This is a genomic window from Verrucomicrobiota bacterium (genome assembly GCA_034440155.1).
GTDB lineage: Bacteria > Verrucomicrobiota > Verrucomicrobiia > JAWXBN01 > JAWXBN01 > JAWXBN01.
Window position 1 is genome coordinate 21766 of record JAWXBN010000045.1, and the last position, 14282, is coordinate 36047.

The 14282-nt window shown below is 41.9% G+C and carries 14 protein-coding genes; all 14 read right to left on the reverse strand.

Annotated elements, in window-relative coordinates; translation table 11 throughout:
• The 14 genes from SGI98_04610 to SGI98_04675 all read right to left on the reverse strand — a co-directional run bounded on the left by SGI98_04610 (position 1) and on the right by SGI98_04675 (position 14140).
• Positions 1–1125 (reverse strand): glycosyltransferase, encoded by a 1125-nt coding sequence (locus tag SGI98_04610; GenBank protein MDZ4742685.1) that lies wholly within the window; start codon positions 1123–1125, stop codon positions 1–3.
• Positions 1122–1871 (reverse strand): class I SAM-dependent methyltransferase, encoded by a 750-nt coding sequence (locus SGI98_04615; protein MDZ4742686.1) that lies wholly within the window; start codon positions 1869–1871, stop codon positions 1122–1124. The genes SGI98_04610 and SGI98_04615 overlap by 4 nt, the downstream gene beginning before the upstream one ends.
• Complete coding sequence (locus SGI98_04620) at positions 1864–4041, reverse strand: glycosyltransferase (GenBank protein ID MDZ4742687.1); 2178 nt, start codon at positions 4039–4041, stop codon at positions 1864–1866. Before SGI98_04620 ends, SGI98_04615 begins: the two co-directional genes overlap by 8 nt.
• Positions 4042–4079: 38 nt before the next feature.
• A complete protein-coding gene (locus tag SGI98_04625) occupies positions 4080–4913 on the reverse strand; it encodes a glycosyltransferase family 2 protein (GenBank protein MDZ4742688.1) in 834 nt (277 codons plus the stop codon).
• A gap of 355 nt (positions 4914–5268) precedes the next feature.
• Positions 5269–5670, reverse strand: coding sequence for a type II toxin-antitoxin system VapC family toxin (locus SGI98_04630; protein ID MDZ4742689.1), 402 nt, complete (start codon positions 5668–5670; stop codon positions 5269–5271).
• Positions 5667–5900 (reverse strand): type II toxin-antitoxin system prevent-host-death family antitoxin, encoded by a 234-nt coding sequence (locus SGI98_04635; protein ID MDZ4742690.1) that lies wholly within the window; start codon positions 5898–5900, stop codon positions 5667–5669. The genes SGI98_04630 and SGI98_04635 overlap by 4 nt, the downstream gene beginning before the upstream one ends.
• A gap of 588 nt (positions 5901–6488) precedes the next feature.
• Positions 6489–8072: an oligosaccharide repeat unit polymerase gene (locus tag SGI98_04640; GenBank protein ID MDZ4742691.1), complete on the reverse strand. Its 1584-nt coding sequence runs from the start codon at positions 8070–8072 to the stop codon at positions 6489–6491.
• A 3-nt stretch (positions 8073–8075) separates the two neighbouring features.
• Positions 8076–8807, reverse strand: coding sequence for an FkbM family methyltransferase (locus SGI98_04645; protein ID MDZ4742692.1), 732 nt, complete (start codon positions 8805–8807; stop codon positions 8076–8078).
• Between the two features lie 4 nt (positions 8808–8811).
• Positions 8812–9408 (reverse strand): methyltransferase domain-containing protein, encoded by a 597-nt coding sequence (locus SGI98_04650; protein MDZ4742693.1) that lies wholly within the window; start codon positions 9406–9408, stop codon positions 8812–8814.
• A 1-nt stretch (position 9409) separates the two neighbouring features.
• Positions 9410–10765, reverse strand: a complete 1356-nt coding sequence (locus tag SGI98_04655) for an O-antigen ligase family protein (protein MDZ4742694.1) — start codon at positions 10763–10765, stop codon at positions 9410–9412.
• On the reverse strand, positions 10762–11781 hold the full coding sequence (locus SGI98_04660) for a glycosyltransferase family 4 protein (protein ID MDZ4742695.1): 1020 nt from the start codon (positions 11779–11781) through the stop codon (positions 10762–10764). The genes SGI98_04655 and SGI98_04660 overlap by 4 nt, the downstream gene beginning before the upstream one ends.
• 193 nt (positions 11782–11974) lie before the next feature.
• On the reverse strand, positions 11975–12358 hold the full coding sequence (locus SGI98_04665) for a type II toxin-antitoxin system VapC family toxin (protein MDZ4742696.1): 384 nt from the start codon (positions 12356–12358) through the stop codon (positions 11975–11977).
• Positions 12359–12598, reverse strand: coding sequence for a type II toxin-antitoxin system Phd/YefM family antitoxin (locus SGI98_04670; protein ID MDZ4742697.1), 240 nt, complete (start codon positions 12596–12598; stop codon positions 12359–12361).
• A gap of 342 nt (positions 12599–12940) precedes the next feature.
• On the reverse strand, positions 12941–14140 hold the full coding sequence (locus SGI98_04675; GenBank protein MDZ4742698.1) for a glycosyltransferase family 4 protein: 1200 nt from the start codon (positions 14138–14140) through the stop codon (positions 12941–12943).
• Between the last annotated feature and the right edge of the window lie 142 nt (positions 14141–14282).

A 14282-nucleotide genomic window follows, 5' to 3' on the forward strand; every position in this document is an offset into this window, starting at 1 on the left:
TTAAAGTTTCTCCAGTGCACCGACCATTTGCGAGGCAATTTTTTCCCAAGTGTATTTTTCGCGGACAAGTGTCGCTCCCTTTTGCCCCATTTCATCGAGGTAATACTCAGGCAGACCGAGCAAATTGCGCAACCCCTCCTCAATGGAGGGTTCACTGGCTTCCACGATTTTTCCCGCCCCCACGGCGTCCACTTCAGGGAAATTACAGTTATGGGTGATGAGCACGGGTAATCCCGCTGCCAAAGCCTCCAGTACGGCCATACTGAAACCTTCCGAACGTGAAGGGAGCACAAAAAGCTGGGCATTTTTTAGCAGTGCCGCTTTTTCATTTCCATGGACAAGGCCCAGTAATGTCACCCTTTTCCTGAGGTCACAAGAGTCGATCATCTGGTGCAGAATATCTCCGTATCCATCATCCCCCCCTGCAATGACGAGCTGCCATCCCGGGAAATCACGGTGCAATTTGCTCCAGGCTTTCACTAATAAATCCAAACCCTTTTTCTGATGCAGGCGGGAAAGAAAAACGATCCATTTTTTATTAAAAAGCTCTGGATGTTTAGCCGTTAAATCGAGCGCGGAAACTGGTCCTTCAAAATCCCCGGCCATAATCCCGTTGGGCAGAGTGACCACATTGGCTTGCGGACAATAATGTTTAATCTGGGCGGCCTCAGCTTCTGTCAAAGCCCTCCAGAGCGCGGCATCGCGGAAATTTTGGTTCTCAAAAAGCATCCTCATGACCGATTTTTTATAAACCCCACGTTTCATCGCCCAGGGTTCGAGCATTCCATGGGGATGGATCACCAAAGGTTTATGCAGCTTGCGCGACAGCTGTCCGGCGACGAGATTCGGATATACCCACAGCCCATGGACATGGATGGAATCACACTCCCGGGCAAATTGCTCTGCCTGAATACCGTATGATCGAGAATAATAAAACCGAGGGAGCAAATGGGGTTCAAAGCTATAAAGCCGAGGCACACTCTCCTGATCCCCCAGATCAGCATCCAGCCCCAGCAGGTCTGAACCATGTCCGGAACTCAGGATATGCCCGTGCAAGGGATACAATGCCGTGGCAAAGCCCCCCATCTTCCGGTTCAACGTCTGGGATAGCTGGAGAAGTCTCATTGATTTTTTCGACAAACGTAAATCAAATTAAACCCAAAACGATTCGCCAATATTCCTCCAGCAAAGAATCTCTCGAATGCGAGTGAAAATGTACGGGGAAGGAGTGGAACTAACCGCCCACTCAGGAATCCTAAACCATAAACCTTTTCAATTCGAAAACCATATTCGCCAAGGAGACCCCTCATCTGACGAGTGGAAAGATATTTAGGGCGTGGCTTTTTAAAGAAAAAACTCATGAATTGATGATAAGGATAAAATAATGCTTTGAGGCTATAGGGGTTAAGGTGCGTATTAATGATCATTATACCATCAGGCTTGATTACTTTGGCAAGCCAATCAAGGGCTTTGAGCCTGACCTCATGCTCTACATTTGGGAAAAAACGAAATGACGTGATTAAATCATAACGTTTATTATATTCACACGATTGATCAATGGAAACATCCAAGCAAATCAATTTTGATTTTTTGACTTTTGAAGCGGCGATTTTTAGCATCGCCTCTGAAATATCAATCCCCTCTGAAGATTCCACCAAAGACTCTGTGACTTGAAGAATTCTACCCGTACCACAAGCAAAATCGAGATAACAACTCTTTTTTTCTGAAGTCAGCCCAGAAATAAAATGCATGAGGAAGCCTTTTTCGACCTCCCAATAAAGAGCTGATCCTGATGAAGGTGCATATTCATTTTTTTCATATTTCTCAGCTAATACATCCGTTTGAAAAAGGCTTTTATAATTCTCATTCACGCTCCACCTCCCAATAACGGGCGATAGCCCGGGCCAAAGAGTTCCCCCTAGTACACAAGTATAAGATTGCCATCTTGATATTCTTTCTAAATTCCCTGTCTTTGATGTCGTAACCCATTAAATGCTTCAAATGCTCCATGCCATGAGAAGGTTGTGGAACAATCGTCTTGATTAATAAAGAAAGATGAAAACTGAGATAGTCAGTCAAAACAGGGGCATTCATAGAGGAATACTCCCAATCGCAGAGGATAATTTCACCTTTAACCTTAAATAGATTCCATGCTGTAAAATCCCCATGACAAAGGCATACGTCTAGTTGTGTATCCGTATAATTCTCCACAAAGTGCCTCAATGAAGAGGATAAATGAAGTTCCTTGAGCTCAGTGATCCAATCTAATTGATTAAGAGATACCGTCCTATATCCAACCATCCTCAATCTTGAGGTAATGAGGGAAGGCATTTTATCCCAAGTAAGGCAGTTAAAATTAGAAATGAGTGGTTCATAATCAAAACACAAAAAAGGAAAATCCCCGATAAGATGCACTAGAAATAAACGGGGAGCCCTAAATATCCCTTCATTTTTTAATTGTGCTACGGAAACAATACTATCAGCCTCATTTTGCATCTCCTTTAATGACCCATTTGAAAATCCTATTTTAATAAAATATCGCACTTGCCCTGAGGCATCACATAAATACACATAGACTTTCCCTCGTTTAACTGTAGCTGGGTAAGTGATAAAATAACCATTGGCAGGTAATTTAAGTTTTTCGAGCAATGGTGATACCACTTCATTGATGATCTTTTTAACAGGATAATCACCGTAAGGACTCATGTTTGTTTCCTGCCTAAAAAAACAATCCATACCCAAGGTATGAAGCATCTTTAATCCTGTGCGTAAAAATCTCTTTTTAAAACTCCTTCCCAGAATAAAGTCGTATGGGGATCGATCCTCTAGACGTACAAACGAATCAGGAAGGGTCATGATAGGTTTGCCCCCGATAATAATGGACTGAGTCCCATGAAAAACACTCAAGGAAGATTTTTTCCTCGAATTGATCACCCTCCTTTTGAAAACGAATTGACTAGCTGAATAAAGATTCTTTCCGAAATCCAATGGTGAGAATCTTTTAATAATATCAAGCGAAGCTTTCCCCATTTCAATAAGGCGATTGGAATTCGAAGAGATTTTCCCCATTAATTCGGATAATTGGGTAACAGAACGGGAGTTAAAACGATAACCATTTACATCATCTACGACTAAATCAGCCGCAGCCCCAGTCGCATGCGTGCCAAGTACGGGCAAACCTGAGGCCATAGCCTCATTTACAACGAGTCCCCAAGGTTCATTATGGGCTGGATGAATAAAAACTGATGCTAATCCATAATATGCAGGCAACTCTTCAATCTGCCTGAATCCCGGAAGATAGACCCCTTTAATCCCCCGATCTATGATCATCTTTTTGAGCTCAGGCATGAGTGGACCATCGCCTAAAATCACTAAGTCCCACGGAGAGGAATGATTCTTACGATAAAGCTCAAAAGCCATAATCAGGCCATCAATATTTTTTCTCGGAATAAAACGGCTGGACGCGAGAAAAAACGGCCCATTCGGTATATTTAGTTTTGACCGAAGACTCTCGTCACATTTTCCCTGAAAGCTCTGACTCTCCTTAAAAAAGTAATCATTATCGACAATATCATATTTCTCAAAAATCTGTTGATAAGGCACTCTTAAACTCTCAAGATATCGGCGGTGCTCCGAGCCGCCGCAAAATGCTGCATCGATACTCTTTAAATAAATTTTCTTCAGAAATTCAACAGGGAATAACCTGAACTTATCATCCCCCTTTGTTTCCGTCATGAGTATGATTTGTTTCCGATTCTCCCTGGCCCAGCGGATCATGCACCGTGAATCAGGAAGCCTATACCCACAGACAACTAGAATATCAGGATTAAGAGAGTCTAACTCCTGACTGATTTTCGACGACATTACTCCGGCTGGAATATCCTCGTAAACCAAATCCGGGAAAAGAGTAATCCTCTTAAACCCACAATCACCCGTAATTTTATCCCATAAATAGGTTTTATCGGAACCCGCAATCTCAAGTGCGGTTAATTCATCACCGACACTATTAAAAACTCCGTAGGCCGCCTTGATCCGGGCCAAATGATAAGGGCCAAAACGCGGCCATGAAATCAGGACTTTCATTTGATATCGAGTATCCTTAATGGACTGATTTTCACAAGAAACATATCCTTCAGAGCGATCAAATTACCTGAAATCCGTTCAGGACTGCCTCTTAATAATTTTGAAAGATTTGATATTAAGGCTTTACCGATAAATGAAGTTATACATTCTGATAATAAGAGTTCACCTTTGCAATGAAGATAATAGGGATTAGCGATCTGGGCATATCCAAATTTCTTGCCACCGATTCTTGATTCAGGCGACTTCAGGTGAACCAGCCTACTCCCCAAATAATAGAGTAATTTACCTCTACTTTTAAGATAGTTTGAAAATGGGATTTCAAAAAGCCAAGAATATAGAGGTAGATTCTCATCAAAGGAATATCCCTCAAGCGCAGTTCTCCTCACCATCATATTACACCCATAGAGACATACACAGGGATGAATCGATTCATTATCATTCTCATACTCTAATAACTCTTGAGCAGTATTCCTGTCCATGAATTCGTCTTTTACGAGTAACCCATTAAACCCCACCGTTTCAGGATTCTTATCTAAGAAATTTATTCCTTTAAATATATAGTCGACTGCTATCTCCACGTCATCATCAAGAAAAAGCACATACTCCGTTTTAGCGTCTAAATGTTGTAGTGCCTGATTCAGCTGTTTTGTAAGACCCGGCTCAGAATAAACTACCGTTATTCCCTCAGCGACGCTCAGAGGCAGGTCTGCCGGAGAAGTCACCGAGAGGATCACCTGACTGGGGACAAACGATTGGCGGGCTAGGCTCGTCAATGTATCAGCGAGCACTGCCGGGCGACCTTTAGACGCAATGATAACGGTTAGGGACATGGGGGTGGGTAGGATATTAAAGATTAAAGATGGGATCGAGTTAAAAGTTCAAAGGAGTAAGTTAAAAAAAAATGTTTGCAGATAACCCTTTGTCGGCTGCGTGATGGTGATGAGATTTGCTTCTGTGTAAATGGTTTCCAGAGGATTTCCTCCCCAAGAAACGAAATAGGGTATGCGTGTGTAGTCTAATGTACGAGGAATAAATCCAGAATCCCAGCAAAACGGCGGTGCGGGATCACACGCCCCCCAGATGGAACATGCCCGCCCTCGCTCCCGGTCGAGCGAGAATCTCGACCCTCCATTTTATGCGTTCCGATCCTCAACCTAGCACCTAGTACTTAGAACTGTTTTTCCCCTATTCCCCGCAATCCACGGTTTTCACAGAAGTATAATCGAGTAACTTTTTGTCGGCCGTCAGCAAAACCAATCCATGATGGAGAGCTGTTGCGACTAGAATCCTATCTGCTGGGTCTTTGTGGATAGGTTCGGCCAAAGAGTAGGCCGCAGCGGCGATGTCGGATGAGAGTGGTATTTGTGTCAAATTTAGCTGTGCGACAGATGCTTTGATCCATTCGGGGGCTTTCATGGGAAGGAGAATTTTGCCCGCCCAAGACAATTGCGCGACCTCCAGCGAAGAAATCGCGGATACATAAAGTGAATTAGTCTCATCAAGTAGCAGTCCGGTCGTATGTGCGCCGAGTTTATCCGGACGAGATGCCGCCCAAAGCCAAACATGTGTATCCAGGAGGTAATTCAAGAAAGACTTTCCCAATCTGAAACGGAACTTTCATATTCAATGCCATCAGGAATCTGGGCACCATCCGTTAATCCTCCGAGGATCACTTTTTTTTCATTTTCCGCATAGGCGTGGATGGTTACTAGGGGTTTTCCCCGCAAAGTGACGACCAAGGGATGCCCGCTCTGATTCACCTTTTTGAGACTCTCGATACATTTTGCCTTGAATTCAGAGATTAATATCTTTTCCATAAATAAAAATGTAACCTAGTCACATGACTAAGTCAAATAACATCCCCGGCCACAAAACTCAAAACGATTGATGTGTGATTTTTAGGTTTGATACCACCTACTTTGACACGCTAGTTGTTGAATTTACCGGGCTTTTGACTGGAGAGGACTTATCTCTTTTTGCTAAATGCTGTGAAGACCGAGCCCTCGTTGCCTTGGGCAGGACAGAGTAATTTGCCCGACACGTTTGTCCACACACGGTCGAGCGAGAATCTTGACCCTCCATTTTTTTTTTAACTGAGCACTTAGTTCTTAGAACTGTTTTTCCCCTTTATTCCATCTACCCCGGACAATCAGAAGATTGTCCCTCCGGTTGAGGAATCTGTGTTAATCAGTGAAATCTGTGGATGAAAATCCTAAAAAGACGGCAAGTGAGGGCTCGCTGCCGATGTCTGCCGTATCCGTGAAACTCTGACCTGTGGCAAGTGAGGGCTCGCTCGCCCTACACATTTGTCCGCACACGGTCGAGCGAGAATCTTGACCCTCCATTTTTTTAACTCAGTACCCAGCACTTAGAACTGTTTTTTCTGCCTCCTCGTTTTGCGAGGCTCACTCCTGTGTGGCTTTATTCGGGGTCGGGGGATTCATTGTCCGTTTGGGATAACTGATATTCCTCACATGGGAAACAGGCCCTGTAGGTTGCGGGACTTCTTGATCTTCATTTGCAGGTGCGAATGGAGGAAAAGAGGGAGCAAATCCTGCATCTGGATTCTCGAGTGAAGTTATTTTTGAACGGTCGCCCTGTGGGAACCATTTCGCCCCAGGTGCCCTATAGATGATGATAACAAGAAGCACTGGCAAATATCCCATAAACGCATTGGCACCGTCAATCGCGACAGTTCCTCCTCGTGCGAGACCTGGCATAGCCGCTAAAAAACATGCATAAAGGGTTTGAACATTGATGGAGAAATACCTTCTTGTCACCCAATTATAAAGTAAGGCCAATCCTACCCCCTGAATAAATGCGCAAATGACCCCACCCACAAAACCAAAATTCTCATAATTTTGTCCTAAAAATGTGGGGGAAAAACCCAATGTCCCACTCTCGCGGTTAATATTTTCACTCAGTCGATTCGAGTCCGCCAAAAAAATACCTTTAAGATGTATCCCTACCGTAAGGGGCTTTTTAATCCCTAAATATTGTTCAACAAAACTCCTCGGCCACCAATGCCAGAGGACAGCAGCATAACTTTTCCCCCACAGATAACCCTCTTCATCATTAAAATATTTCATATTCATGGCCATTCCTTCGACCCCATTAAAATCTTCAGAAGCTGATAACCTCTCTGTGTAGTAGCGATATATATTGGAAAAGTTAAGTTCATTCCCCTTATTTTCCTCGTCATAAGCCACGCGCATGGCACCGGCAAGATTAAAAAGAAAAAGTCCAAATAAAAACGAAAGAATTAATACTGATTGAAGCTTTTTTGATGTAGGATTAAAGCGGAGAAGGAGAATACCAAACGCCACCAAAGGAGCAACTAATTGGAATCTCCCCTGTGTAGAAAAACTTGTGTATAAATAAATCGCAAAGGCGATCAAAAGAATAAAATATGTCGGATTAAAAATGGATGACCTGAACTTATAGGGAATCCGTCCGACAATATAGACAGTAATCAGCGTTAAAATACCTGATTTTGTAAAAATCAACATATAAACATAAGCAGATGTATTCCCATACCCATTCATCTGCAACTTTTGGGTACTCCATTGACCTAAAGAAAGAAATATCACGGTAAAAAGTATAAGTCCGAAAGGCCCAAGGCGTGCCATTCCTTCCCCATGTTCTTTCGACCACTTAAGTGAGATACCTGGAGAATTTACTTTTGGATGGGCAAAAAACTGATAACCGCATAACATAGCGATCATTGAGCAAATCACATAATAAGCAATCTTCTGGAAAGTAGCTAAAGGATCCACTTCCCCCGTTAAATTCTGAAAAAGTCCCCAAGACTCAGGACTACTCAGGAAAACCAATCGGAATCCCATAAAAAGGGCTAAGAGGGCAAAAGGAATATGAATCGGATTGTCAAAAATAATTCTACGGTAACGGATAAAATCAACTAATGCCGGGCTCAATGAGAGGGCAATAATCCAATAACCATACACTTCAATTTCTAATATATTATCCATTAACTATCTCAGGCTATCATTAACATATATCTTCTGAATATTACCACCTGTACAAATTGATCTACCAACAGGAATTAATCCATACTCTTCTAGTAATTCATCAAAGGGAATGATTTGTTTTTCATCAAATGTATGAATCTCCACTAGAAAAATGCGTGTTCTTTTTAATATCTCTCCATAGGTCTGGATAAAATCAAACTCACTTCCCTCAATATCACATTTACAGACATCAATCGTTTGTGTTCCCAGTATCTTATCCAAATCAACATAATCAACTGATTTTCCTTTAGCATTGAGATTAATGGTCGTTTGTAATAAATTTGAGGGATTGACCATTAGACGTACCGATCCTGCCCTTTGTCCAACAGCATTAGAAAATATCTGTAACTTGCTTGATTTTATATGATTTGCTATGTTCTTTTTCAGTCTGGAAATTAAATCTGAATTAGCCTCAAAAAGATAAATGTGCTCAGGAGAACATCTGAATAATTCTTTTTGCAGATAGGAAATAAAAATCGTAAAGTGCCCGAGATGTGCCCCCAAATCAACGACAGTCCGAGCAGGGCGTTTCAAAATCACTGACAATTGCCAATAAAATGGTGAACAAAATACATCCTGAAAGCTGGCAAGCTGGTATTTTGAGTCTAGGGGAATCACACCATAGTCTGCGAGCCTGATCCCACAAGTAATCCAGCGTGCCAGACGCCGATATAGAAAATATGAAAGTTTTTTCATAAACTCATTTTTTAACAGCTATGGTGATAGTATCAAAAGACTTTTCGACTGGAAACCCAATTCTCCCGACAATATTAAAAAATAAGTTTAAAACTTTTGGTTGCCACTTTGCTGAACGCCCTGGAATTGACCTTTTAAAATGGGTATTTTCAAGTGACTCGAATTTCGATAACTGGATAGTTAGATCGGCATGTTTACATAAAGCCTTCATCCCCTCTGGATAAATCCTCCAACAATCAATTGGTGCTTGATGGTATGGCCAACTTACTGGATTAATTGTAACCACAAACCCCGACTTTTTTGTAACCCTCGCTAATTCGGGTAGCCAATTCCAAATCTCTGAAACATGCTCAATCACCTGAGCTGAAAAAACCATATCATAATGATTATCGGGGATATCAAAATGATAAAAATCACTTTTTGAATAAGTTAAATTTTTCGATTCATATATATCTAGTGTATCCCAAATGATATTATCGATCTTTACAAGAGACCTGTATGAAGATGGAAAACCATCAGGGCCAATTTCTAATATTTTCATACCCTCAGTGATCATTGGCATTACATATTTACAAAACAAGAGTCCACTATTTTCATGCATATTATATATCCTCCAAGTATTGTTTATCCTTAAAAAAAGTAATAGGAATAATGACTGCCAAAGACATTAATAACCCGTACATCTGAAAAGGAAAATCAATCATTGCATAAATACAAAACCCTAAAAATGAAACCATACCCGCACGCACAAACATCTTCTGCAAACGATCATGTGACAAGGCAACGAGAGTATACTGTTTAAAGGTGATTAATGTCAAAAACAGCAAACAGAGACTGAGTCCTATAACACCTGTCTCTACTAAAAACTGGAGGTAATCATTATGCACATACTCCACCTTTAAATAAATCTCTGGACTCTTGAAAAATGGATAAACGATGGAGAAACTACCTAATCCCCAGCCCATAACGGGGTAAACAAAAAACATTTTTAATGAATCCTGGTATTGTAACCATCGCCAATCGTTTACTAACCTTTGGCTTGAGTCACCAAATAATGAATGACTAACCCGGGCTGACATATCTCCTCCAAATAATATAAAGCAGAATAAAAATACCACAGATACACTTGTCAAAAATATCCAATTAATCCCAGACAAATATTTTCTCGTGATAAAAAACATCAAACATAATTCGAAAAATAGTATTAATAACCCCCCACGGCTAGCCGACAAGAATACACCTCCTGATAAAACTAAACCAATAATTACGGTAAGATATTTCACATCATTTCTGCGATCATCATGCAGCTGATACCGCTCCTGTATCCATACCCATAATACCCATATAAAAGGAAAAATGATATTAATATAGGCTGAAAAATGATTCCTGTTCACAAAAGGGCCGACAAACGTAACAGGAGTAATCGCATCCCCCCTCCAGCTCAACGGGCGGAACCAGAGTAACTCCTCGGTTCCTGAAATCTTTTGTAGTATAGCGATAAAAACAAGTAATAAAGCGTTCACGATTATGGCCATCAGGAATATTTTTTTATGTTTCGCACTGAAATCTGCACAAAAAACTGAAAGTGCCAATAACATGACAAAGAAATACCTGAAAAACTCATGATATACCTGATTTGACCTGAGATGTGATGGCAGAAAAGAATGGGCTTTTTCAAGCATTGGTGTGCCATTAACTCCAAAAATATCTAATTCTGATGAAACAACGAGATAACTTGAAAAATAAAATAATAAAATCAAGCCCACAACTTTGATTATTCCCAGCCTATATAAATTCTTGTTTCTGCTCTTGTCCACAACTACTAATATGAATAAGCATATTACTAAACAACACGCTATTTCAATAGACCATGATTCTACCGTTCCAAATGCCCAGGGAAGAAAAATAGTTAAGAGAATCAAAACAAAAAGCCTGAGGGAAGATAAAAAAACACTCATACGTGAATTTGTTCTGAAAGAAGGTTAATGACAGACTTACAAAAATGGTCTGGATGAAAAAGAAGGGCTCTTTTTGTAGCAAGGGATGAAATAGAGGAATAATCCTTTGATTCTAACATGAGCGCCTCATGTAGTTTTAGGGTAAGCTCTTGTACATTATTCTGGGAAACCACCCAGCCCGCATCATCAATGCATTCAATAATCGCCTCTTGATCTGATCCGATGACGGGCAACCCTTGGGAAAATGCTTCTCCAATCACCAAGGGGCATCCTTCCAGATGCCCATAGGGTACTAAAACCAGAAAACGAGAAGAAGAATATAACTGCATCAGCTCTTGACCATATAGCCCGGTAATGAGATTCACTTTATGCTCCATTTTTTTATCTATGATCAGGCTCCTGATTTTTGACTCTTCTTCACCTTTCCCGCAGATTGTCGCTTGAAAGTCGACCCCATCAAAATGTAAATGTCCTAATGCCTCTATAAATTGATAGATACCCTTGTACCGGTAAAGTCTTCCTATAAAAAGAAAATCGTTTTTTTTAGTTTGTGAGGTTATTGGACTATTATCCTTGAAGAAAAACTCAGGGATCGGATTAAAGCAAACATGTGCATCATGGATATTCACAACTTTCTTAACAGCATGACTCACGCAAAGGTGGTAGGCCCGACGCGAAAAAAACACCCTCAGAAAATTGAGACTTCTTATCAACTTTCCACCCACAATTCTCACTACAGGAACAGCCATCTGATGGATGATCAGCGGTTTTTTTCTAGCAAAAAAGCATCCTGCTTCAGCCCTTAAACTCGATCCCCCATTGATTATTACCGAATCTGCCCGTAAAGATTCTATAAAAATCCGGAGTAATGAGGGCTTACGGATAATCGTGACCCCTTGGAGTTCTGGTGGGGTAGATAAGGCACCAGCTTCCGACATCGTGAGAACAATGGGAGTATGACCATTTTTTTTAAGGAATGATGCCAATATTAAGGAAGCATTCTCCATTCCGCCCATGGAAGGGAAAAAAAAGTGGCTATATATTAGGAATTTCATTAAGAAAAATATCTGGAATTTTTGATGGGTTCATTTTTTTTCTTGGAGGGCAGACGGATCGCCCCCTGTGGGCAGGACAGAGCAATTTGCTCGGACAATATTTCTGAAACTCTGACCTGCGGCAAGCAGGGCCGCTCGCCCTATACGTTTTGATTTACCACGCTATTTTAATATCATATTTGGTAATCATGGGGTCTGGTGTCACAATCGTCATTGTATTCTCAATGGCTGTAGCAATAATCATCCGGTCACAGGGGTCTTTATGAAACGGAGGAAGTGTCGCTGCCCTACTAGCAATAGCGAGACTGATCGGCAAGGTGTCTATCCCATAAAACTCAGAAATACCCTCTATCCACTCAGTCGGCGGAACGGGTAAATCCAGTTTTCCGATAGAATGTTTCCGGGCAATTTCAAATGCTGAAATAGAGGAGATAAACAAAGACTCCTGACAGGTTTCTATTAGCTGTTTGGCCTTTTGCGAAAGGGATTCCTGATCCAGCCCTAGCCAGAGGAAAGTGCAGGTATCGAGTAAAAACATTCAACGAAACTCCTCCGGCCAATCATCTTCATCCAATCCTTTTACTGGATCATAAAGAATTTTTCCTTGTGAGAGGGTTGGATGCTTTTTGAGGATATGTGCCCCCCTTTTTATAATAGGTTTGAGATCGGCAATCGCTTTCCCATTACGGCAAATTCGGACAGTCTCCCCTTTTTCATCCACTTCATTCAGCAATGAAGAGAGGTGGGTCTTTGCTTCATAAATATTTACTAATTTCATAAAAATATTTTACCACTTAGTCTAGTCTGGTCAAGTTAATAGAATGGTCGATTTTTTAATGGCTAACTGAGCCGTCATTACTCTGGGCAGGAGAGAGCAATTTGCGCGGGCAATATTTCTGAAACTCTGACCTGTGGCAAGCAGGGCCGCTCGCCCTACACATGATAGCATTCGTTTTTTGTAGGGCGACGGAGCCCTTGTTGCCGATGTATGCCGTATCCGTGAAACTCTGACCTGCGGCAAGCAGGGCCGCTCGCCCTACACATTTGTCCGCAAACGGTCGAGCGAGAATCTCGGACCCTCCATTTGTCGCGTTCCTACTCTCAACTTAGTTCCTCGCACTTAGAACTTTTTTTCCACAACCTCCTGCCATCGGGCTGAAACCGATTGAATGGAGAAATCTTTTAACCTCAAGGCAGCGGCCTTTGCAAAATCTTCTCTATTTGAAACAGACATATCCTGCGCAATTTGCCTGATAAGAGCCGCAATTTGCTCCGGACTGTAGGGCTCACAAATCTTTCCCAAGACATCATCATTCACGACCTCACCCGCATTAGTGGTTGTTAAAACCCTGCATCCTGCGGCAATAGCCTCGAGCTGAACCATCCCAAAACCTTCCGCAATAGACGGGAGGACTAAAATGTCATTCCCCGCAAGAAGCCCGGGAATTTGGTCTTTTGAAATTACCCCGAGATAACGGTATTTTCTTTTTAACTCCTCTAACCGGGAGGGTTTGAGATTTGAAGGCCCCGCGATAGTCAGATCAAAGTCAAAGCCCGTCGCGCTTAAGGAATCAAGGGCTTGATCCAGATAATGAATGCCTTTACGCAGACAGACAGTACCTAAGAAGATTAATTTAACTTTATCCCCCCGCTTATTGTGATTTGATCTGAAATCACTTTTAATATCATAGGCCAAGGGCACAATAGAGATTTTATTTTGATCCACCCCAGAAAGGGTTAAACATTTTTTACTAAAGGGAGAATTCACCACGATCGTATCGGCTAATTGCTGTTCAACGCCATGTCGCCCGTTGCCGATCTCTAATACCCCAGCCGCAGGCTCTTCCCATTCGGGATATTTTTCCCGTTCACGCTGGACAATCCTATCCTCCTCTATCCCTCCGTCGATTTGATTCAGGATTAATTTTGCTTTGCCATTAAATTCCTGAAAGATTTCTGCTGCCGTGGTAGAAAATGAAACAATCACATCCGGGGCAAATCGCCTAAGCTCAGGCAGACACAAAAGAGCAAATTGTTTCCCATACTGATGGAATACCGCCTCCATCTCATCAGCAGAGGTGGCATTTTTGCGAGCGTATGAATATTGCCAGGAAAGGAGTGGTGTATGATGAACCCGGCACGCGGGCAAGTCAGGGTGATATCGGCGCGCAATTTGCGTGGAAATAGGAGCCAAAAATCTCCCGACCCCTTTCCGGTAAATATCCGTAAAGACTCGGACATCATGCCCTGACTCAAGGAGCATCCGAGGGATCGAATAATATTCCCTTGCCCCCAAATGAATGATCGCGATTTTTTTCATGTTAATTTTTTAGAGGGTCAGGCTTCTGCATGACCTGCCCTCCTATTCCATCCACCCCGGACAATCAGAAGATTGTCCCTCCAGTCGAAGAATCTGTGTTAATCAATGAAATCTGTGGATGAAAATCCTGTAAAGACGGCAA